Source organism: Burkholderia sp. Se-20373, assembly GCF_017104705.1.
Classification (GTDB): domain Bacteria; phylum Pseudomonadota; class Gammaproteobacteria; order Burkholderiales; family Burkholderiaceae; genus Burkholderia.
On record NZ_JAAGPH010000014.1, the window covers coordinates 24794 to 46041 of the forward strand.

A 21248-nucleotide genomic window follows, 5' to 3' on the forward strand; every position below is an offset into this window, starting at 1 on the left:
CCGCGTGTTCACGCGGCGCGCGACAGCAGCAGCGCGTTGGTCCGCTTCACGAAGCTTGCCGGATCGTCGAGCATGCCGCCTTCGGCCAGCAGCGCCTGATCGAACAGCAGATGGCACCAGTCGCCGAAATCGGCGCTGTCGGCGTTCAACTGCTTCACGAGCGCGTGCTCCGGGTTGATCTCGAGGATCGGCTGCATCGCCGGCGCGTTTTGACCAGCCGCCTTCAGCATGCGCTGCAGGTAGCCGCTCATGTCGTTGTCGTCCGCGACGAGGCACGACGGCGAATCGGTCAGGCGGAACGTGACGCGCACTTCCTTCACCTTGTCGCCGAGCGCTGCCTTCATCTTCTCGACGACCGGCTTGATCGCCTCGCCCGCCTGCTCCTGCGCCTTCTTCTCCTCGTCGTTCAGCTCGCCGAGGTCGAGGTCGCCGCGCGCCACGCTCGCGAGCGGCTTGCCGTCGAATTCGTGCAGGAACGACAACATCCATTCGTCGACGCGGTCGGTCAGCAGCAGCACCTCGACGCCCTTCTTGCGGAACACTTCCAGATGCGGGCTGTTCTTCGCGGCCTGCCACGTATCGGCGGTCACGTAGTAGATCTTGCTCTGCTCGGGCTTCATGCGCGACACGTAGTCGGCGAGCGACACGTCCTGCGCATCGGTGTCGCCGTGCGTCGACGCGAAGCGCAGCAGCTTCGCGATGCGCTCGCGGTTCGCGTGATCCTCGCCAAGGCCTTCCTTCAGCACCTGGCCGAACGCGTTCCAGAACGTCTTGTACTTCTCCTTGCCGGTATCCTCTTCCGCGTTCGCGAGCTCTTCGAGCATCGACAGCGCACGCTTCGTCACGCCCTCGCGGATCGCCTTCACGTCGCGGCTTTCCTGCAGGATTTCACGCGACACGTTCAGCGGCAGGTCGGCCGAATCGACCACGCCCTTCACGAAACGCAGGTATTGCGGCAGCAGCTGCTCGGCGTCGTCCATGATGAACACGCGCTTCACGTACAGCTTCAGGCCGCCGCGATAGTCGCGGTTCCACAGGTCGAACGGCGCGTGCGACGGCACGAACAGCAGTTGCGTGTACTCGCTGCGGCCCTCGACGCGGTTATGCGTCCACGTGAGCGGATCCTGGTGGTCGTGCGCGATGTGCTGGTAGAACTGCGTGTATTGCTCGTCGGTGACGTCGCTCTTCGATCGCGTCCACAGCGCGCTCGCCTGGTTGACGGTCTCGTCCTCGTCCTTCAGGACCATCTCGCCCTTTTCCTGATCCCATTCTTCCTTCTGCATCAGGATCGGCAGCGCGATGTGGTCGGAATACTTCTGGATGATCGACTTCAGGCGGTGCGACGACAGCAGTTCGTCCTCGCCTTCGCGCAGGTGCAGCGTGATCGTCGTGCCGCGCTGCGCGCGCTCGATCGCGTCGATCGTGAAATCGCCCTCGCCCGCGCTTTCCCAGCGCACGGCTTCGCTCGCCGGCAGGCCCGCGCGACGCGTCTCGACGGTGATCCTGTCGGCGACGATGAAGCCCGAGTAGAAACCGACGCCGAACTGGCCGATCAGCGCCGCATCCTTCTGCTGGTCGCCGGACAGTTTCGTGAAGAACTCCTTGGTGCCCGAACGCGCGATCGTGCCGAGGTTCGCGATCGCTTCGTCGCGGCTCATGCCGATGCCGTTGTCGTCGATCGTGATCGTGCGCGCGGCCTTGTCGTAGCCGATGCGGATGCGCAGGTTCGGATCGTTCTCGTACAGCGCGTTGTCCGCGAGCCCTTCGAAACGCAGCTTGTCGGCCGCGTCGGACGCGTTCGACACCAGTTCGCGCAGGAAGATTTCCTTGTTGCTGTAGAGCGAATGGATCATCAGGTGGAGGAGTTGCTTGACCTCTGCCTGAAAGCTCATCGTTTCATGTGCCATGGATGCTGTTTCCTCTTACTTGAACTTGAATGGTGTGGCGCAGGCGCCCCGCCCGCGATGCCGGCCGGCCCGTGAAAGGCGACCGCCCGGCGCTGGCGGTTTGCGCGCGTATCTGGAGGCGGCACGCCCGATTTCAAGGGCGGGCGTGCCGCGCCGCGTCACGATGCGCGGCGCACGGCCGAATCGATATAGCGCGACAGCAGCGCCGGCAGCGCCGGATCGCCGCAGTTCGCGACGTTGAAGCGCATCCACGTGGACGGCGATTGCTGCGGCGAGAACAGGCTGCCCGGCGTCAGCAAAAAACCGGCCTCGTGCGCGACCGCCGCGAGCGCGTCCGAATCGACGCCCGTGTCGGCCCACAGGAACATCCCGGCCGCCGGCATCGTGAACAGGCCGAGCCCCGTGCGCTCGAGCATCCGCGCGGTCTTGTCGCGCACCCCGTCGAGCCGCGCGCGCAGCCGCTCGACGTGGCGCCGGTAATGTCCTTCGGTCAGGATCTTGTAAAGCACGCGCTCGTTGAGCTCGGGCGTCGTCATCCCGACCAGCATCTTCTGGTCGGTGACCGCCTTCGCGATCTCCGGCGCGCACGCGACGTAGCCGACCCGCAGGTTCGCCGCGAGCGTCTTCGAATAGCTGCCGAGGTAGATCACGCGCTTCAACTGGTCGAGGCTCGCGAGGCGCGTGGCCGGATAGCTCGGCGGGCACAGGTCGCCGTACACGTCGTCCTCGACGACGAGGAAGTCGTACGCCTCCGCGAGCTTCAGGATCCGGAACGCCTGCGCGGCCGACAGCGACGTGCCGGTCGGGTTCTGCAGCACCGAATTGAGCACGAGCATCTTCGGTCGCCACATCTGGACGAGCGTTTCGAGCGCGTCGAGATCGGGGCCGTCCGGTGTGTACGGCATCCCGACGAGCTGCGCGCCCTGCGCCGCGAAGCGCCCGAACATCTGGAACCAGGCCGGATCGCCGACGATCACCGCATCGCCGGGTTTCATGTAGATCCGCGCGATCAGGTCGATCGCCTGCGTGATCCCCGACACCAGCACGATCTGTTCGGGCTTCGCGCCGATCTCCACTTCGGCGAGGCGCGTCTGCAGTTGCTGGCGCAGCGGCAGGAAGCCCTGCGCGGTGCCGAAGCCGAGCATCTGCGCGCCGGACTGGCGCCCGAGCGCGCGCAGCGCGCCGGTGATCAGTTCGCCGTCGAGCCAGCGGCCCGGCAGATAGCCGAGACCCGGCCCCTTTTCCGGGCTGACGGTATGCAGCATGTTGCGCAGCAGCCAGACGACGTCGATCGTGTTGTGCACCGGCGCGGCCTCGGCCACGCGTGCGACGCCGTCGGCCGGCTGCGGGCCGGCGGCCGTGCGCTCGCGCACGTAGAAGCCCGAGCCGCGCCGCGAGTCGAGGTAACCCTGTGCGACGAGGCGCTCGTACGCCTCGACGACGGTGAAGCGCGACACGCTCTTGTCGAGCGCGAGCTTGCGGATCGACGGCATCCGCATGCCGGGCCGGAACACGCGTTCGTCGATGCGCCGTCGCGCCCACTGGACAAGCTGGTCGACGAGCGTGAGCGTGGCCGTGTCGTGCGGCACGGGAATCTGGGCGAGTGGGACGGTGGACATGGGCGGCAACTCCAACTGTACCGAAGGCTATCGCGCCGATTGTACCGTTACTGTGCCGGTAGCGACGATTACAGTTGACCGGAATAGCGACCGTGCGGCCACCGTTCCGGCCCCGCCGCATCTGGCACCGTGCCCACCGGCCCGCCTCGCGGCCGGTACGCCGGCCGGTCCGGCCACCGCCCGGCGCATCGCCTGCCCACCATGACACTTTCGCTTCCCGACCGACGTTCATGCCAGCCCGCTCCCTGACACTCGACCATCTCGTGATCGCCGCGCGCACGCTCGACGAAGGCGTCCGCCACGTCGCCGACGCGCTCGGCATCGAACCGGCCGGCGGCGGCCGCCACGCGCTGATGCGGACCCACAATGCGCTGTTCGGCGCGTGGGGCGGGCTCTACCTCGAAGTGATCGCGATCGATCCCGATGCGCCTACGCCGAACGCCGGCGCCGAACCGCCCCGCGCGCGGCTGTTCGGGCTCGACGATCCGGCCATGCACGCGCGGCTTGCGCAAGGCCCGTTTCTCGCGCACTGGGTCGCGCGGGTCGACCGTCCGCGACAGCTTGCGCTGTGGCAAAGCCAGTACCCGGCGCGCATCCCGCCGGTCGTCGCGATGCGGCGCGGCGACCTGAGCTGGGGCCTCACCGTGCCCGACGACGGCACGTTCCCGGCGTGGCAAGGCGCGGGCGACGGCCTCCTGCCGTCGCTGATCCAGTGGGACAGCGCGCGCCACCCGGCCGAATCGTTGCCGGGCGACGGCGTCGCGCTGAAGGCGCTCAAGGGCGCCCACCCGCGCGCGGACGCGCTCCGCGAACAGCTCGACTGGCTCGGCGCCGCCCACCTGCTCGACCTCGACGCCGCCGACGGCCCGCCCGCGCTGGTCGCCGAATTCGACACGCCGCAGGGCGCGCGCACGCTGCGCTGAGCACCCTGCCGCCGCCCTGAACCACACCCCTACCGGCAACACGGAGACACCCACTTCATGAATTCGCGCGAAACTCGGGGCATGCTGCTCGGCCTCATCGGCGTGATGATCTTCAGCCTGACGCTGCCGATGACGCGGATCGTCGTCTCCGAACTCCATCCGCTGCTCAACGGGCTCGGCCGCGCGCTTGCCGCCGCCGTGCCGGCGGGCCTGCTGCTGTGGTGGCGCCGCGAGCCGCTGCCGACCCGCGCGCAGCTGAAGAGCCTCGCGATCACGTCGCTCGGCGTGATCATCGCGTACCCGGTGTTCTCCGCGTGGGCAATGAAAACGGTCCCGGCGTCGCACGGCGCGGTGGTCAACGGGCTGCAGCCGCTGTTCGTCGCGCTGTATGCGGCCTGGCTGTCGCACGAGCGGCCGTCGAAGGCGTTCTGGGCCAGCGCGGTGGCCGGCAGCGCGCTCGTGATCGCGTTCGCGCTGCGCGACGGCGGCGGCACCGTGCAGGCCGGCGACGCGCTGATGCTCGTCGCGGTCGGCATCGGCGCGCTCGGTTATGCGGAAGGCGCGCGGCTCGCGCGCCAGATCGGCGGCTGGCAGGTGATCTGCTGGGCGCTCGTCGTGTCCGCGCCGTTCCTCGTGCTGCCGGTCGGCTGGCTCGCATGGACGCAGCATGCCGCGCATCCGGGCCCGCTCGCGCTGCGCACCTGGCTCGCGTTCGGCTACGTGACCCTCTTTTCGCAATTCATCGGCTTTTTCGCGTGGTACGCGGGGCTCGCGATGGGCGGCATCGCGCGCGTCGGCCAGGTGCAACTGCTGCAGATTTTCTTCACGATTGCTTTTTCCGCGCTGCTGTTCGGCGAAACGGTGACGCCGTCGACGTGGCTGTTCGCGGCCGCGGTGATCGGCACCGTGGTGCTCGGGCGCCGCTCGGCGGTCGCCACCGCCGCGCAACCGGCTCGCGCCGGCTGAACAGCTGCGCCATAATGGACGTTTTGCCTGATCGGTTTTGCCCACCCGGCCGCGAAGGCTCGATCGCGCTCGTGCCTGCCCACCCGGCGGCGTCGACGCGATTTGCCCGAACGACCTTTCTTGACTGACCACGATATCCGAACGAGGAGACTATGAATCCGAGCGACCTGCATCCGCCGCACTGGCAGCTTTCCGAACGCGCACGCAAGCTGACGAGCTCTGCCATCCGCGAAATCCTGAAGGTCACGGAGCGCCCCGAGGTCATCTCGTTCGCCGGCGGCCTGCCCGCCCCTGCCACGTTCCCGGCCGAGCGCATGCGCGCCGCCGCCGATCGCGTGCTGCGCGACGCGCCGGCCGCCGCGCTCCAGTACAGCGCGACCGAAGGCTACCTGCCGCTGCGCGAATGGATCGCCGAGCGCTACAGCGTGCGCGTGTCGCAGGTGCTGATCACGACCGGCTCGCAGCAGGCGCTCGACCTGCTCGGCAAGGCGCTCGTCGATCCGGGCAGCCCGATCCTCGTCGAAACCCCGACCTACCTCGGCGCGCTGCAGTCGTTCTCGCTGTACGAGCCGCGCTACGTGCAGGTGCCGACCGACGAGCAGGGCCTGCTGCCGGACGGCCTGACGCCCGAACTCACGCAAGGCGCGCGCCTCTTGTACGCGCAGCCGAACTTCCAGAACCCGACCGGCCGCCGCCTGCCCGTCGAGCGCCGCCGCGCGCTCGCCGCGTTCGCGCAGTCGAGCCCGTTCCCGGTGCTGGAAGACGATCCGTACGGCGCGCTGAACTACCGCGGCGAGCCGCTGCCGACGATGCTGTCGATGGCGCCCGATCACATCGTGCACCTCGGCACGTTCTCGAAGGTGCTCGCACCGGGCCTGCGGATCGGCTACATCATTGCGCCCGAGGAACTCCACTTCAAGCTCGTGCAGGCCAAGCAGGCCACCGACCTGCACACGCCGACGCTCACGCAGCGCATCGCGCACGAAGTGATCAAGGATGGTTTCCTCGACGAGCACATCCCGACGATCCGCGAGCTGTACAGCGCGCAGTGCGACGCGATGCTCGGCGCGCTCGAGCGCCACATGCCGGAAGGCGTCACGTGGAACCGCCCGGAAGGCGGGATGTTCATCTGGGTGAACCTGCCCGCGCAGATCGACAGCATGAAGCTGCTCGCCACGGCCGTCGACAATCACGTCGCGTTCGTGCCGGGCGCGCCGTTCTTCGCGGACAACGCGCAGCAGAACACGCTGCGCCTGTCGTTCGTGACGGTGCCGCCCGAGAAGATCGAGGAAGGCGTCGCGCGCCTCGGCAAGCTGCTGCGCGAGCGTCTCTGATCCCCTTTTTCCTGTCACGACTCTCTACGAGGAATCGAATCCATGGCTAACGTCTACGACAAGCTGAAGTCGCTCGGCATCGAGCTCCCGACCGCCGGCGCACCGGCCGCCGCCTACGTGATGAGCGCGCAAACCGGCAACACGGTCTTCCTGTCGGGCCACATCGCGAAGAAGGACGGCAAGGTCTGGGCCGGCAAGCTCGGCGCGGATCTACAGACGGAAGACGGCAAGGCCGCCGCCCGCTCGATCGCGATCGACCTGCTCGCGACGCTGCACGCGCACACCGGCGACCTGAACAAGGTCACGCGCATCGTCAAGCTGATGAGCCTCGTCAACTCGACGCTCGACTTCACCGAACAGCACGTCGTGACGAACGGCGCGTCGGAACTGATCGCGGAAGTGTTCGGCGACGCCGGCAAGCACGCGCGCTCGGCATTCGGCGTGGCGCAGATCCCGCTCGGCGCGTGCGTCGAGATCGAGCTGATCGCCGAAGTTGCATAACGAACGCGGCACGATGCCCGGCCGTCTCGTCCGTTTCAAGCAGGTCGACGTGTTCACGTCGGTGCCGTTCAAGGGCAACGCGCTCGCCGTGGTGTTCGACGCCGATGCGCTCGGCGACGACGACATGCTCGCGATCGCCCGCTGGACGAACCTGTCGGAAACGACGTTCGTCTGCACGCCGACCGATCCGGAAGCCGACTACCGCGTCCGGATCTTCACGACGGAGGGCGAACTGCCGTTCGCCGGCCACCCGACGCTGGGCACCGCGCATGCGTTCCTGGAAAGCGGCGCGCGGCCGCGCACGCCGGGCCGGCTGATCCAGCAGTGCGGGGTCGGCCGGGTCGCGCTGCGCGAGCAGGCCGACGGCTGGGCGTTCGCCGCGCCTCCGGCACGCGTCACGCCGCTCGACCGCTCGGACTACGCGGCGCTGGCTGCCGCGTTGCGCAGCGACGCGCTCGATCTGGATGCCGAGCCGTGCGCGGTCGACAACGGCGCGCCATGGCTGGTCGTGCGGCTGAAGTCGGCCGATGCCTGCATCGGCCTGACGCCCGATCCGGCCGCGCTGGCGGCGCTCACGCACCGCTACGGCACGGACGGCGTCGCCGTCTATGCGCCGCACGCCGAAGGCTGCCCCGCGACGTTCGAAATCCGCTGCCTGATGACGGGCGGCAATTTCGGCTTCGGCGAGGATCCCGTCACCGGCAGCGCGAACGCCGCGCTCGCGGGGCTGCTGACGCGGCAGGAACGCCGCCCCGGCCAGTCGTATACGGCCCGCCAGGGGACGGCGATCGGCCGCGACGGCCGCATCTTCGTCAGCTATGACGAAGACGGCACCACGTGGATCGGCGGCCAGGTCGTTACCGTCGTCGACGGCACTTTCCTGTCACCCGCCTGACATTTCGCGATGTGCGATGGCGCCGGCCCGTCCGGCGCCCCCTACGATTCGCCCAACTATCGCAAAAACGTTCCAACCAGTAATATCGGGCCTAATCCGTTGTTTCGGAGGTCTGTCCATGGTTGCGTGTCCCGCGAACGAACAGACGTCGGGACAACCCCAACCAATAGTCAGCCATCCAGACGGATGGCGCACGCGAGCAGGACGCCACCCGCTTCGATGAGCTCCGCCCGGTCCAACCACACGCCGCCGACCCGGCCGCTACGCGCGCCGCGCAAATCGCGCCGGCGTGCGCTATTCGCGATCCCGCTGCTCGGGATGCTGGCGCTCGCGCTGCTGTGGGCCGTGATCATCGCGCGTCTGTCGGTGGAAAAGGACAGCGCGTACAAGGAAGCAGCGGCTTCCGCGGCGATCCTGTCCTCCGCGCTCGAGCAGCATACGGTCAAGGCGATCCACCAGGTCGACCAGATCACCCGCTTCGTCAAGTTCGAATTCGAGAAGTCGCCCGCCCGCTTCAACCTCGCCAGCGCCGTCGAGAAAGGCGTCGTGCCGAGCGATACGCTGATCCAGGTCTCGCTCGTCAACGCGAAGGGCATCCTGTTCGCGAACACGGCCGAGCTGCATCCGCAGCCGATCAACCTGTCCGACCGCGAGCACTTCAAGGTCCACCTCGCGCACAACGACGACCGCCTGTTCATCAGCAAGCCCGTACTCGGCCGCGTGTCGAGCCACTGGACGCTGCAGATGACACGGCGCCTGAACAACCCGGACGGCAGCTTCGCGGGCATCGTCGTCGTGTCGGAAGACCCGAGCTACTTCACCAACGACTTCTACAACAACGCGGCGATCGGCAAGGAAGGCGTGATCGCGGTCGTGTCCGATACCGGCGCGGTGCTCGCGCGGCGCACGGGCTCGGTCAGCAACGCGCCCGGCGCGTTTTCCGCGTCGGGTGTTTACCCGATCGCCGAGCGCGTGACGGGCACGATCATCGACCCGATCGACGGCGTGACGCGCATCGTGTCGTACCGCCACCTCGACGGCTACCCGCTCGCGGTGATGGTCGGGCTGTCGCAAACCGAGGAATTCGCGGACTACTACCACACGCGCAACGTCTACCTGCTGATGACGAGCTTCATCACGCTCGCGATGCTCGCGTTCTTCGGCGTCGCGACGGGCCTGATCGGCAAGCTGCTCGGCCGTGAGCGCGAAATGACGCAGCTCGCCGAATACGACCTGCTCACCGGTCTCGCGAACCGCTATGCGACGCTGCGCGGGCTGCGCAACGACGTGTCGATGCCGGCGAGCCTGTCGCGGCTCGGGCTGCTGTTCATCGATCTCGACAACTTCAAGACCGTCAACGACACGCTCGGCCACAACGCCGGCGACATCGTGCTGCAGATGACCGCGTCGCGCCTGTCCGATGCGGTCGGCGACGAAGGCTCGCTCGCGCGCATCGGCGGCGACGAATTCGTCGTGGTGATGAAGGGCGACGACGTCGAGCGGCGTGCGGTGCGGCTCGCGGAAGCGATCATCCGGATGTTCGGCGAACCGTTCGACGTGCGCGGCAGCTCGTTCGTGCTGCATGCGAGCATCGGCATCGCGCTGCACACGGTGGCGAACGAGAGCGAGATCGACCTGCTGAAGAAGGCCGATCTCGCGATGTACAGCGCGAAGGATGCCGGCAAGAACTGCTACCAGTTCTATGCGCCGCACCTGTCGCACCGCGCCGACCACCTGATGCGCTGGGAGCAGCAACTGCGCGTCGCGCTCGCCGAAGGGCAGCTGTTCCTCGCGTACCAGCCGAAGATCGACCTCACGCACCGCCACATCACCGGCTTCGAGGCGCTCGCGCGTTGGGATCACCCCGAGCACGGGATCATCTCCGCGAACGAATTCATTTCGATCGCCGAATCGACCGGCCTGATCGTGCCGATCGGCGACTTCGTGATCCGCACCGCCTGCGAGCAGATCGCGCGCTGGCGCGACGACGGCCACGACACGCTGACGCTCGCGGTCAACATTTCACCCGTGCAATTCTGGCGCGGCGACCTGATCGAGACGATCTCGCAGGCGCTACAGGACACCGGCATCGATGCGAACCGGCTCGAGATCGAGATTACCGAGACCGCGATGATGGAATATCCGGAGCTCGTGTCCGAGAAGATCGTCGCGCTGAAGAAGCTCGGCATCCGGATCGCACTCGACGATTTCGGCACCGGCTATTCGTCGCTGTCGTACCTGCACCGCTTCTCCGTCGATACGCTGAAGGTCGACCGCTCGTTCGTACAGGCCATCCCGAACGATCGCAGCGTGTGCGTGATGGTGTCGTCGATCGTGCATCTTGCGCGCTCGCTCGGCCTCACCGTCGTCGTCGAAGGCACGGAAACCGAGGAGCAGATCACGTGGCTCGCCGCGCTCGGCGAGATCGAGGCGCAAGGCTTCCTGTTCTCGCGACCGGTGCCGGCCGACGCGATTCCCGCGCTGATCGCACGCTTCGGCGTGCGCGGCGACGCGCCGAACGTGATCGCGCATCGCGCGACCGGCAGCACGGGCGCGTAAGCGCACCGCGGCGCGCGTTGCGCGCGCCGTCACTGTTTCGTTTTCCGATCCAATTGTTTAGTTCATGAACTAGCGTTTTCGCGCATGGCAGTGTCACGGTGCGCGGCGGACAATTGGGAGGGCCAACGTGTCGGCGGGCCGCCGGCATGGCCACACGCGAGAGATCGGGCCCCGCGCTCACACCACCAACATGACTACCGTCGAAATCGAAGCGACCGCTGACATCGAACAGGCGCAGGCGTCCCTGTGGGACCTGTTCAAGGTCGTCGCCAGCATTTCGGCGGTCTCGTGGGGCGGGCTGTCGATGATGGCGCAGCTCGAACGCCACTACGTGGAGCGGCTGAAGCGCATCGAGCCCAACGTCTTCGGCGACCTCGTCGCGCTGGCCTGGCTGGTGCCGGGCCCCGTCGGCTGCAACGTGGCGGTGCAGGTCGGCCAGATCCTGCACGGCCGCATCGGCGCGTGGATCGCCGGCATCGCGAGCGTACTGCCGTTCTCCATCCTGATGACGCTGTTCGCGATCTTCTATCGCACGCCGCTCGTGCGCTCGCTCGCCGCGCCGATGCTGATCAATCACTTCGGGATGGTGCTCGCCGCGCTGATCGGCGTCACGTGGGTCAAGCAGCTGCGCTCGCTCGCGCGCACACGGCGCGAACAACTGATCGCCGCGCTGTCGACGATTCTGCTCGGTTTCGCACATAATCCGGCCGCCTTCGTCGGGATTCTCTTCGCCGCATTCGCGGCCGGCTGGCTCACGGGGCCGCCGCAACGCGACGCGGTCGATTTCACGTTGTCGACCCGCGACCGCAACCTGCTCGTGCTGCTCGGCGTGCTCGTCACGCTGTTCGCGGTGCCGCTGCCCGGCGATTACCAGGCGACGTTGCTGTGGCCGCGTCTCGCCGGCGCCGGCATGACGCTGTTCGGCGGCGGCTTTTCCGCGCTGCCCGTGCTCAAGACGCTGTTCGTCACGCCCGCAACGGGCATCTCCGATCACGACTTCACGCTGGCGTTCGCTCTGTCCCCTGTCTCGCCGGGGCCGTTGCTGAACGTCGTCCCGTTTCTCGGCTACCTGACCGACGGCTGGGTCGGCGCGCTGCTCGCGACGGCCGCGCTGTTCATTCCGTCGGGATGCCTCGTCGTGTTTGCGCAGAACCACCTGTCCCGGCTCAAGCGCCATTCGCGCTTCGAGCACGGAATGCGCCTGCTGCGTGCGGCGACCACGGGTTTTCTCGTCGTCGCCGTCGTGAGGATCCTGTACCGCGAACCCGTCGACCCCGTTTACTGGCTGACCGGCGCCTTCGCGACGCTGTGCTTCGCACGCTTCAAGGTGCCCGTCTATGCCGTGTACGGCACGGTCGCGGTGGCTTGCGGCGTGTGGCTGCTGGCCGCCGCGCGCTGACGGGCGGCGCCCCCCGCCCCGCCGGGTTCTACCGGCATTCGCGCGTCCGGCCCGCCCTCAACCTGCCTGCACCGCGACCCGGCGTGCCATCCAGCGGGCGCGCAACGCGTCGTAAGCGAGGTTGAAGCAGAACGTGTAAGGCAGGAAGAACAGCACGATGCCGAGGTCGAGCAGCAGCGCCTCGACGAGGCTCACGTTCAGCCACCACGCGGCGACCGGCACCACCATCGCGACGAGGCCGAGCTCGAACGTGACCGCATGCGCGATCCGCATGCCGAGCGTGCGGGTCAGCCCCGCGCGACGCTCGAAGCGGTCGAACAGCGTATTGAACACCATGTTCCACGCCATCGCGATCAGCGACACCATCACCGTCAGCACGCCGACGTGCGACACCGGCATGTCGAGCAGCCACGCGCCGATCGGCGCGCACAGCGCGATCGCGACCAGTTCGAACGTCAGTGCATGCAGCAGCCGTTCCGTCACCGTTTTGTTGACCTGTTTCATGATTCCCTCCGATTCGTCTACTTCGTTCATGGCCGCCATTTTGATCGGCGCAACCGTATGAATCCAGTTTGATATCATCGGTTTCACCGATACATCGCCACCAGGAGCACCGCATGCGCCACGCCCCCGAAGCCCTGCTCGCCTTCGCCGAAGCCGCGTTGCTCGGTTCGTTCACGGCCGCCGCGCGAAAGCTCGGCAAGCGCCAGTCGACCGTGTCGGAGGCGATCGCGAACCTCGAGATCGATCTCGGCGTGCAGTTGTTCGACCGCTCGACACGCGCACCGACGCTGACCGATGCAGGGCGTGCGCTGCTGCCGCAGGTGCAGCGCGCACTCGAAGCCGGCGCCGCGATCGACCGGACGGCCGCGCGGCTCGCGCGTGGCGAGGAAGCGCGGCTGACGCTCGTCGTGTCCGATACGTACCAGTCGAAGCGCTACGAGGAAACGTTGATGGCGCTCGAACGGCGCTTTCCGGCGCTCGAGCTCGAATGCCAGATCGCCGAGCACGAAGACGTGCTCGACCTGATCCAGCAGGGGCGCGCGCAGCTCGGGCTGATGGCCGCGCGCGCGGCCTACCCGGCCGATATCGGCGCGGCGACGATCGCCGAAGAGTCGGAAATCGGGCTGTTCGTCGGCCGCACGCACGCGCTCGCCGAATACGGCGACGCCGACGTGCCGCACGCCGCGCTGCGCGACGTACGCGAACTGCGCCTCAATACCTATGTGAAAACGGAAGGCCGCGGCGCCGACGACCGGATCGTCGTCGGCACGCAGCACTGGCTGGCGCCGAGCTACCTGATGCTGCTGGAGATGGCCGTGCTGGGGTTCGGCTGGGCCGAACTGCCGCGCTGGATGGTCGACCACTTCGCGCGCGATCGGCTGTGCGAACTGCGTGCGCGCGGCTGGCCGCGCCGTGTGCGGGTCGATGCGGTCTGGTCGCGCAACCGGCCGCTCGGCCCGGTCGGCTCATGGCTGCTCGATGCGATGCTGGCCGCGTAGCGGCGCTTGCCGGCGCACCCGCGGCTGCGCGCGGGCCGGCCGGCTGCGGTCAATCAGAAACCGCGCGACAACACCGCCGCGCCGATCGTGACGACGCCGAGCACGAGGTTCACGAGCACGAGCAGGCGCACCGTGTTCACCGCGCGCGCGCCGTCCGGCCACTTCTGCGCCTGCACCGCACGGCGGATGCGCGGGAACAGCGCGAACCGGATATGCCCGAAGATCAGCATCATCACGACGCCGAGCCCGGCCATCGCGTGCAGCGACCACGTCGCGTGCGCGCCGCCGAATTGCACGAGCAGGAAGCCGCCGCTCAGCAGGATCACGATCACGGAACCCGAGACCCAGTTGAAGAAGCGGCCGAACACGCCCTCGATCAGCGGCAACCGAAGCTGCGGCGACAGGTCGGACAGCGCCGGACGCAGGCAGAAGTTGGCGAAGACCATCCCGCCCACCCACACGGCGACGGCCAGCAGATGAAGAAACAGCGCGACGGAGACAGCATGGGACATGACGGCAATCCTGTGAGGAGTGGGGTGCGGCGAACGGCCGCGTCGCACGCGGCATCGAGCGACGTTCGACCGGATTGTCGCCGAGCGGTTCAGACCCCAGGCGCGATTTCACATTATTTTGCAAGTTCCGCGTGACAGCGCCACGCTTGCTTACCCGAATCCCCACTCCAAAAGAAAAGGCCGCACGTCCGCCGAAGCGGAGGTGCGGCCCTCGATCGCGGCCGAACCGGGCGATCGAACGTGCGTAGCGTCAGCCGAGCAGCGGACGCAGTTCGCTGACGACCTTGAGCTTCGTGTCCGGCGCGCGGCCCTTGCGGGCGCGCTTGCCGACGTGCGGCGCCAGCCCCGCATACGACAGCGTTTCGTCCATCGCCTTGCCGCCGCGGCCGGTGCCGATCAGCACGACGCCGGCCGGATCGATCGCGAGCGCCTGAACGAGCGTTTCCTTGTCGTCGAGCGCCATCAGGATCACGCCGCGACCGCCGCCGGACAGCGTCTTCATCTCGTCCATCCCGAACACGAGCAGGCGGCCGCCGCTCGACAGGCACGCGACCTGCGTCGCGTTCGGCAGCACGGGCATCGGCGCGAGCGGCACCGCGCCCGCGTCGATCGTCATGAACGCCTTGCCGGCCTTCACGCGGCTCACCATGTCGCCGACCTTCGCGAGGAAGCCGAAGCCGTTGCTCGACGCGAGCAGCAGTTGCTGCTCGGCCGGCGCCGCGAAGTAATGCATCAGGTGCGAGCCCGACTCCAGCTCGATCAGCGACGTGACCGGCACGCCGTCGCCGCGCCCGCCCGGCAGCACCGACACGTCCACCGAGTACACGCGGCCGCTGCTGCCCCATGCGATCAGGCGATCCGGCGTGCGGCACTGGAATGCCGCGTACAGATGGTCGCCGGCCTTGAACGAGAAGCTGGCCGGGTCGAGCCCGTGGCCCTTCAGCGCACGCACCCAGCCCTTCTGCGACACCACCACCGTCACCGGCTCGTCGACCACCTTCGCCTCGAACGTCGCGCGCTTTTCCTGCTGGATCAGCGTGCGGCGATCGTCGCCGTACTGCTTCGCGTCGGCCTCGATCTCCTTGATCATCAGCCGCTTCATCGCGCTTTCGTTCGCGAGCAGTTCCTCGAGCTTCGCCTTTTCGTCGCGCAGCGCCTCGAGTTCCTTCTCGATCTTGATCTTCTCGAGCCGCGCGAGCTGGCGCAGCCGGATTTCGAGAATGTCTTCCGCCTGCCGTTCGCTGAGGCCGAACGCGCTCATCAGCGCGGCCTTCGGCTCGTCCGACTCGCGGATGATGCGGATCACCTCGTCGATGTTCAGGAAGACGATCATCCGCCCTTCGAGGATGTGGATGCGGTCGTCGACCTTCGCGAGACGATGGCGGCACCGGCGCGTCATCGTCAGCTGGCGGAACTTCACCCACTCGTCGAGGATCGTCAGCAGGCCCTTCTGGCCCGGCCGGCCGTCGGCGCCGATCATCACGAGGTTCAGCGTCGCGTTCGACTCGAGGCTCGTGTACGCGAGCAGCGTGTTCACGAATTCCGTCTGGTCGATCGTGCGCGACTTTGGCTCGAACACGAGCCGCACCGCCGCTTCCTTGCCCGACTCGTCGCGCACCGCGTCGAGCAGGTCGAGCATCGCCTTCTTCGTGTTGAGCTGCTCGGGCGTCAGCGTCTTCTTGCCGAGCTTGAGCTTCGGGTTCGTCAGCTCCTCGATTTCCTCGAGCACCTTCTGGCCCGACGTGCTCGGCGGCAGCTCGGTCACGACGAGCTGCCACTGGCCGCGCGCGAGATCCTCGATCTTCCAGCGCGCTCGCACCTTCAGGCTGCCGCGGCCGGTTTCATAGGCCGCCGCGATTTCGGTGTCGCTCGAGATGATCTGCCCGCCGCCCGGGAAATCCGGCCCCGGAATCAGGTTCATCAGCTCCGCGTGCGAGAGCTTCGGATTGCGGATCAGCGCGACCGCCGCGCCCGCGACTTCGCGCAGGTTGTGCGACGGGATTTCGGTCGCGAGGCCGACCGCGATGCCCGACGCGCCGTTCAGCAGCACGAACGGCATGCGGCTCGGCAGTGTCTTCGGCTCCTCGAACGAGCCGTCGTAGTTCGGCATGAAGTCGACCGTGCCCTGGTCGATCTCGTCGAGCAGCAGCTTCGCGATCGGCGTGAGGCGGGCTTCGGTGTATCGCATGGCCGCGGCGCCGTCGCCGTCGCGCGAACCGAAGTTGCCCTGCCCGTCGATCAGCGGGTAGCGCAGCGAGAAATCCTGCGCGAGACGCACCAGTGCGTCGTACGCCGACTGGTCGCCGTGCGGGTGGTATTTACCGAGCACGTCGCCGACCACGCGCGCCGACTTCACCGGCTTCGCGTCCGGGCCGAGGCCCATTTCGTTCATCGCGTAGAGAATCCGGCGCTGCACCGGCTTCTGACCGTCGCAGACGTCAGGCAGCGCGCGGCTCTTCACGACGCTGACCGCGTAGCTGAGATACGCCTGCTCCGCGTAGTTGCCGAGCGTCAGCGCGTCGGCATCCGGTGCATCGGAGCTGGCGAAGAGATCGGAAGTGTTGTCGTCCATCTGAATTCCGTATTCGTAAGTGGCGTAAGGCCGGGCCGGGCGTCATGCCCGGCCGCGCAGGTGTTCGGCTTAGATGTCGGCTTCGACGTCGTTGCCCTTTTCCTCGAGCCAGCCGCGCCGCGCGGCTGCCTCGCCCTTGCCCATCAGCATCGTCATGCGTGCGACGGTCGCCTCGTAGTCGAGCTCGCCGAGCTTCACCGGCATCAGGCGTCGCGTATCGGGGTTCATCGTCGTATCCCACAGCTGCTCGGCGCTCATTTCGCCGAGTCCCTTGAAGCGGCTGATGCTCCATTGCGTCTCGCGCACGCCGTCCTTGCGCAGCTTGTCGAGGATCGCCTCGAGTTCGCCTTCGTCGAGCGCGTAAAGCTTCTGCGCGGCCTTCTTGCCGCGCGCGGGTGCGTCGACGCGGAACAGCGGCGGGCGCGCGACGCATACATGGCCGCGCTCGATCAGTTGCGGGAAATGCTTGAAGAACAGCGTGAGCAGCAGCACCTGGATGTGCGAGCCGTCGACGTCCGCGTCCGACAGGATGCAGATCTTGCCGTAGCGCAGGTTCGACAGGTCGACGCTTTCATCCGGGCTGTGCGGATCGACGCCGATCGCGACCGAGATGTCGTGCACCTCGTTGTTCGCGAACAGGCGGTCGCGCTCGGTTTCCCACGTGTTCAGCACCTTGCCGCGCAGCGGCAGGATCGCCTGGTATTCCTTGTCGCGGCCCATCTTCGCGGAGCCGCCCGCCGAGTCGCCCTCGACCAGGAACAGCTCGTTGCGCGCGATATCTTCCGTCTCGCAATCGGTCAGCTTGCCGGGCAGCACCGCGACGCCCGAGCTCTTGCGCTTCTCGACCTTCTGGCCCGCGCGCGTGCGCGCCTGCGCCTGCTTGATCACGAGTTCGGCGAGTTTCTTGCCGTGCTCGACGTGCTGGTTCAGCCACAGCTCGAGCGCCGGGCGCGAGAACGACGACACGAGCTTCACCGCGTCGCGGCTGTTCAGGCGCTCCTTGATCTGCCCCTGGAACTGCGGATCGAGCACCTTCGCGGACAACACGAACGACACACGCGCGAACACGTCTTCCGCGAGCAGCTTCACGCCCTTCGGCTGCAGGTTGTGCAGTTCGACGAAGCTTTTCACTGCCTGGTAGAGGCCGTCGCGCAGGCCGGATTCGTGCGTGCCGCCGGCCGGCGTCGGGATCAGGTTCACGTACGACTCGCGCACGAGCGAGCCTTCCTCGCTCCATGCGACGACCCACGACGCGCCCTCGCCTTCGGCGAAGGTGTCGTCGCCCGAACGCGAATCGGCAAAGCGCTCGCCTTCGAACAGCGGGATCAGCAGCTCGCTGCCGTTCATTTCGTCGAGCAGGTAGCCGCGCAGGCCGTCTTCATACTTCCACGTCTGGCGCTCGCCCGACTTCTCGTTGACGAGCACGACCTCGACGCCCGGCAGCAGCACGGCCTTCGAGCGCAGCAGGCGCTGCAGCTCGCCGAGCGGCAGGTTCGGCGAATCGAAATACTTCGGATTCGGCCATACCTGCACGCGCGTGCCGGATTTCTTCTCGCCGCGGCCCGCGCCCTGCGTCGCGAGCGGCTTCACCACGTCGCCCTCGGCGAAGCCGAGTTCCGCGATCTTGCCGTCGCGCCAGACCGTCACGTCGAGGCGTGTCGCCAGCGCGTTCGTCACCGACACGCCGACGCCGTGCAGGCCGCCCGAAAACGTGTAGGCGCCGCCCGCGGCCTTGTCGAACTTGCCGCCCGCGTGCAGGCGCGTGAATACGATCTCGACGACCGGCACGCCCTCTTCCGGGTGCATGCCGAACGGGATGCCGCGACCGTCGTCCTCGACCGAGACCGACTGGTCGGCGTGCAGCGTGACCGTGATCTGCTTGCCGTAGCCGCCGAGCGCCTCGTCGGACGCGTTGTCGATGACTTCCTGGATGATGTGCAGCGGATTCTCGGTACGGGTGTACATGCCGGGCCGCTGCTTGACCGGCTCGAGACCCTTGAGCACCTTGATCGATGCTTCGCTATAGGCCGCGCTGGGTTTCTTCGTTGACATAGGCGCTGAATTTCGTCATTCATCGGGACGTTGTCCACACCTCGTGTGGATAACGTCGTGGACAAAACGTTGAGTTCCGTAAAAAAGCGAATCGAAACAACGGTGTGCTTGGACTGCTCCGAAAGCGGGCGCGCGGCGTGCGCTGCGCTGCCCGGGACGCGCGGTATTTTACTGGTTCCGCGTGGCACGCCAATCGCGGAATCGCGCGCAGCGGCCCGCCGGCCGCGCGACGCGTCTGCGTTTTACGCGGGCTTGCGCTTCGCCTCGAGCGTTTCCCACCGCTCGAGCGCGGCGAGCAATTCGTCGTCGATCGCCGCGAACCGCTCGGTCAGGCGCGTGCCTTCCTGCGGATCCTTCGCGAAAATCGAGCCGTCCTCGAGCCGCGCATTGATCGTCTTCTGCTCCTCTTCGAGTGCCGCGATCTTCTCCGGCAGCGCATCGAGCTCGCGCTGCTCGTTGAACGACAGCTTCACCGTGCGTTGCGTGTTGCGGCCCGCGGCGCTTTTCGCCGCCTCTTCCTTGACGGGCGCGGCTTCCTTGACCGCACGCTTCGCGGCTTCCTGCTGCGCGAGCTGATCCGCGCGCGCGCTCTGGATCTGCCAGTCGCTGAAACCGCCGACATATTCGCGCCACTTGCCGTCGCCCTCGGCCGCGATCACCGACGTCACGACGTTGTCCAGGAACGCGCGATCGTGGCTGACGAGCAGCACCGTGCCGTCGTAGTCGGCCAGCAGTTCCTCGAGCAGCTCGAGCGTCTGGATGTCGAGGTCGTTGGTCGGTTCGTCGAGCACCAGCACGTTGGCCGGACGCGCGAACAGGCGCGCAAGCAGCAGCCGGTTGCGCTCGCCGCCCGACAGCGACTTCACCGGCGAACGCGCGCGTTCCGGCGCGAACAGGAAATCGCCGAGATAGCTCATCACGTGCTTGCGCACGCCGCCGATCTCGACCCATTCGCTGCCGGGGCTGATCGTATCCGCCAGGCTCTTCTCCTGGTCGAGCTGTGCACGCATCTGGTCGAAATAGGCGACCTGCAGGTTGGTGCCGATGCGCACCGTGCCTTCGTCGGGCTTCAGTTCGCCGAGAATCAGCTTGAGCAGCGTCGTCTTGCCGGCGCCGTTCGGGCCGATGAAGCCGATCTTGTCGCCGCGCATCACCGTCGTCGAGAAGCGATCGACGACCGCGCGGCCGCCGTAGCGCTTCGTCACGTCGGTCAGCTCCGCGACGATCTTGCCGGACTTCTCGCCCTGCGCGACATCCAGCTTCACGTTGCCCAGCGTGTTGCGGCGCTCCGCGCGCTCGTTGCGCATCTGCACGAGCCGCGCGATGCGGCCGACGCTACGCGTACGGCGCGCTTCGACGCCCTTGCGGATCCACGCTTCTTCCTGCGCGAGCAGCTTGTCGAACTTCTCGTTTTCCACGCGCTCGATTTCGAGCTGCTGCGCCTTGCGCGTCTGGTACGCGGAGAAATTGCCCGGGTACGACAGCAGCCGGCCGCGATCGAGATCGACGATGCGCGTCGCGACGCGGTCGAGGAACGCGCGATCGTGCGTGATGAACAGCAGGCCGGCGCGCTGCGCGACGAGCAGTTCTTCCAGCCAGCGGATGCCGTCGAAGTCGAGGTGGTTGGTCGGTTCGTCGAGCAGCAGCACGTCGGGCTGCAGCACCAGCGCGCGCGCCAGCGCGACGCGCTTCTGCATCCCGCCCGACAACGCATCGACGGGAGCATCGACGTCCGCCAGGCCGATCTGCGCGAGCGTCATCGACACGCGCGTGCGCCAGCTCCACGCGTCGTGCGCATCGAGCGACGACTGCAGCGCGTTCATCCGCGCGAGCAGCGCATCGTGCTCGGCGCCTTCGGGGATATCGGCGAGGCGGTGCGCGATCGAATCGTATTCCTCGAGCAGTTCGCGCGTGTGCGCGAGCCCCGATGCGACTGCCTCGAACACCGTCGCGCCCGGCTCGAATTCGGGCTCCTGCGGCACGTAGACGGTCACGAGTTCCTGCTGGCGCGTGACCAGCCCGTCGTCGGGCTTCGCCAGCCCGGCGACGATCTTCAGCAGCGACGACTTGCCCGCGCCGTTGCGGCCGATCAGGCCGACGCGCTCGCCGGCTTCCAGCGAGAAATCCGCGTGATCGAGCAACGCGACGTGACCGAACGCGAGCTGCGCGCCGGAAATGGAATAGAGCGACATGGGGAGACAGCGAAGAGAGGAATCGGAAGCGCCCATTGTACCGGTCGCGGGCGGCGTTACCGGCATGGCCGGACGGACAAGGCCGGCAAACGGGTTGGGAGGCGGGTTGGAACGGGCTTTTGGCGGCAGGCGGGCGGAGCGTCGATCGACGCGCATCGACGCAATGCGCTTCAATGGCACGCCGGGTGCGCCCGGCTTCCGGTCGCGGGCGCCGGGCGTGCGTTCCGGGCAAAACGCCTGCGTCGGCCGGACGCCTGCAGCCGGCCGATCGACCATTCCGCGCCGGGCGCCCTGGGCGTCCGTACGCGGCACATG

General features: G+C 67.5%; 15 protein-coding genes. 8 read left to right on the forward strand and 7 right to left on the reverse strand.

Annotated elements, in window-relative coordinates; genetic code table 11:
* Positions 1-8: 8 nt before the first annotated feature.
* Positions 9-1907 (reverse strand): molecular chaperone HtpG, encoded by a 1899-nt coding sequence (htpG, locus tag G3N96_RS07610; RefSeq protein WP_206136832.1) that lies wholly within the window; start codon positions 1905-1907, stop codon positions 9-11.
* 158 nt (positions 1908-2065) lie between these two features.
* Entirely contained in the window at positions 2066-3526 is a 1461-nt protein-coding gene (locus G3N96_RS07615; protein ID WP_124582647.1) for a PLP-dependent aminotransferase family protein, read from the reverse strand.
* A gap of 230 nt (positions 3527-3756) precedes the next feature.
* Between G3N96_RS07615 and G3N96_RS07620 the strand changes: the two genes are divergently transcribed.
* From G3N96_RS07620 to G3N96_RS07650, 7 genes are all read left to right on the forward strand, one after another.
* Complete coding sequence (locus G3N96_RS07620; protein ID WP_206136833.1) at positions 3757-4449, forward strand: VOC family protein; 693 nt, start codon at positions 3757-3759, stop codon at positions 4447-4449.
* Positions 4450-4506: 57 nt separating this feature from the next.
* Positions 4507-5415: a DMT family transporter gene (locus G3N96_RS07625; RefSeq protein ID WP_124582642.1), complete on the forward strand. Its 909-nt coding sequence runs from the start codon at positions 4507-4509 to the stop codon at positions 5413-5415.
* 152 nt (positions 5416-5567) lie between these two features.
* Positions 5568-6749 carry a PLP-dependent aminotransferase family protein gene (locus G3N96_RS07630; RefSeq protein ID WP_047852437.1) on the forward strand — a complete coding sequence of 394 codons (1182 nt, stop codon included), beginning with the start codon at positions 5568-5570 and terminating at the stop codon, positions 6747-6749.
* A 42-nt stretch (positions 6750-6791) separates the two neighbouring features.
* A complete protein-coding gene (locus tag G3N96_RS07635; RefSeq protein ID WP_011352811.1) occupies positions 6792-7250 on the forward strand; it encodes a RidA family protein in 459 nt (152 codons plus the stop codon).
* A gap of 13 nt (positions 7251-7263) precedes the next feature.
* Complete coding sequence (locus G3N96_RS07640; protein WP_206136834.1) at positions 7264-8145, forward strand: PhzF family phenazine biosynthesis protein; 882 nt, start codon at positions 7264-7266, stop codon at positions 8143-8145.
* A 219-nt stretch (positions 8146-8364) separates the two neighbouring features.
* The gene (locus G3N96_RS07645) at positions 8365-10704 is read left to right on the forward strand and encodes an EAL domain-containing protein (RefSeq protein WP_124582638.1); all 2340 of its coding nucleotides are present in this window, start codon (positions 8365-8367) and stop codon (positions 10702-10704) included.
* 190 nt (positions 10705-10894) lie between these two features.
* Positions 10895-12103: a chromate transporter gene (locus tag G3N96_RS07650; RefSeq protein ID WP_206136835.1), complete on the forward strand. Its 1209-nt coding sequence runs from the start codon at positions 10895-10897 to the stop codon at positions 12101-12103.
* 57 nt (positions 12104-12160) lie between these two features.
* Here the strand turns inward: G3N96_RS07650 and G3N96_RS07655 are convergent, their stop codons facing one another.
* The gene (locus tag G3N96_RS07655) at positions 12161-12607 is read right to left on the reverse strand and encodes a multidrug/biocide efflux PACE transporter (protein WP_124582634.1); all 447 of its coding nucleotides are present in this window, start codon (positions 12605-12607) and stop codon (positions 12161-12163) included.
* A 113-nt stretch (positions 12608-12720) separates the two neighbouring features.
* Here G3N96_RS07655 and G3N96_RS07660 point away from each other — a divergent pair, with 113 nt between their 5' ends.
* Positions 12721-13605 (forward strand): LysR family transcriptional regulator, encoded by an 885-nt coding sequence (locus G3N96_RS07660; RefSeq protein ID WP_039370345.1) that lies wholly within the window; start codon positions 12721-12723, stop codon positions 13603-13605.
* A gap of 53 nt (positions 13606-13658) precedes the next feature.
* Here G3N96_RS07660 and G3N96_RS07665 read toward each other — a convergent pair whose 3' ends face one another.
* The 4 genes from G3N96_RS07665 to G3N96_RS07680 all read right to left on the reverse strand — a co-directional run bounded on the left by G3N96_RS07665 (position 13659) and on the right by G3N96_RS07680 (position 20933).
* The gene (locus G3N96_RS07665) at positions 13659-14117 is read right to left on the reverse strand and encodes a CopD family protein (protein WP_124582633.1); all 459 of its coding nucleotides are present in this window, start codon (positions 14115-14117) and stop codon (positions 13659-13661) included.
* A gap of 250 nt (positions 14118-14367) precedes the next feature.
* Positions 14368-16689 carry a DNA topoisomerase IV subunit A gene (parC, locus tag G3N96_RS07670; RefSeq protein ID WP_206136836.1) on the reverse strand — a complete coding sequence of 774 codons (2322 nt, stop codon included), beginning with the start codon at positions 16687-16689 and terminating at the stop codon, positions 14368-14370.
* 69 nt (positions 16690-16758) lie between these two features.
* On the reverse strand, positions 16759-18741 hold the full coding sequence (parE, locus tag G3N96_RS07675) for a DNA topoisomerase IV subunit B (RefSeq protein WP_089426056.1): 1983 nt from the start codon (positions 18739-18741) through the stop codon (positions 16759-16761).
* 242 nt (positions 18742-18983) lie between these two features.
* Positions 18984-20933, reverse strand: a complete 1950-nt coding sequence (locus G3N96_RS07680) for an ATP-binding cassette domain-containing protein (RefSeq protein WP_206136837.1) — start codon at positions 20931-20933, stop codon at positions 18984-18986.
* Positions 20934-21248: the final 315 nt, after the last annotated feature.

Bases quoted from the DNA above. Each gene is read 5' to 3' on its own strand.
- G3N96_RS07680 (WP_206136837.1), bottom strand. From the start codon at position 20,933: ATGTCGCTCTATTCCATTTCCGGCGCGCAGCTCGCGTTCGGTCACGTC.
- G3N96_RS07615 (WP_124582647.1), bottom strand. From the start codon at position 3,526: ATGTCCACCGTCCCACTCGCCCAGATTCCCGTGCCGCACGACACGGCC.
- G3N96_RS07640 (WP_206136834.1), top strand. From the start codon at position 7,264: ATGCCCGGCCGTCTCGTCCGTTTCAAGCAGGTCGACGTGTTCACGTCG.
- G3N96_RS07630 (WP_047852437.1), top strand. From the start codon at position 5,568: ATGAATCCGAGCGACCTGCATCCGCCGCACTGGCAGCTTTCCGAACGC.
- G3N96_RS07660 (WP_039370345.1), top strand. From the start codon at position 12,721: ATGCGCCACGCCCCCGAAGCCCTGCTCGCCTTCGCCGAAGCCGCGTTG.
- parC (WP_206136836.1), bottom strand. From the start codon at position 16,689: ATGGACGACAACACTTCCGATCTCTTCGCCAGCTCCGATGCACCGGAT.
- G3N96_RS07665 (WP_124582633.1), bottom strand. From the start codon at position 14,117: ATGTCCCATGCTGTCTCCGTCGCGCTGTTTCTTCATCTGCTGGCCGTC.
- htpG (WP_206136832.1), bottom strand. From the start codon at position 1,907: ATGGCACATGAAACGATGAGCTTTCAGGCAGAGGTCAAGCAACTCCTC.
- G3N96_RS07625 (WP_124582642.1), top strand. From the start codon at position 4,507: ATGAATTCGCGCGAAACTCGGGGCATGCTGCTCGGCCTCATCGGCGTG.
- G3N96_RS07655 (WP_124582634.1), bottom strand. From the start codon at position 12,607: ATGAAACAGGTCAACAAAACGGTGACGGAACGGCTGCTGCATGCACTG.
- G3N96_RS07620 (WP_206136833.1), top strand. From the start codon at position 3,757: ATGCCAGCCCGCTCCCTGACACTCGACCATCTCGTGATCGCCGCGCGC.
- G3N96_RS07650 (WP_206136835.1), top strand. From the start codon at position 10,895: ATGACTACCGTCGAAATCGAAGCGACCGCTGACATCGAACAGGCGCAG.
- G3N96_RS07645 (WP_124582638.1), top strand. From the start codon at position 8,365: ATGAGCTCCGCCCGGTCCAACCACACGCCGCCGACCCGGCCGCTACGC.
- parE (WP_089426056.1), bottom strand. From the start codon at position 18,741: ATGTCAACGAAGAAACCCAGCGCGGCCTATAGCGAAGCATCGATCAAG.
- G3N96_RS07635 (WP_011352811.1), top strand. From the start codon at position 6,792: ATGGCTAACGTCTACGACAAGCTGAAGTCGCTCGGCATCGAGCTCCCG.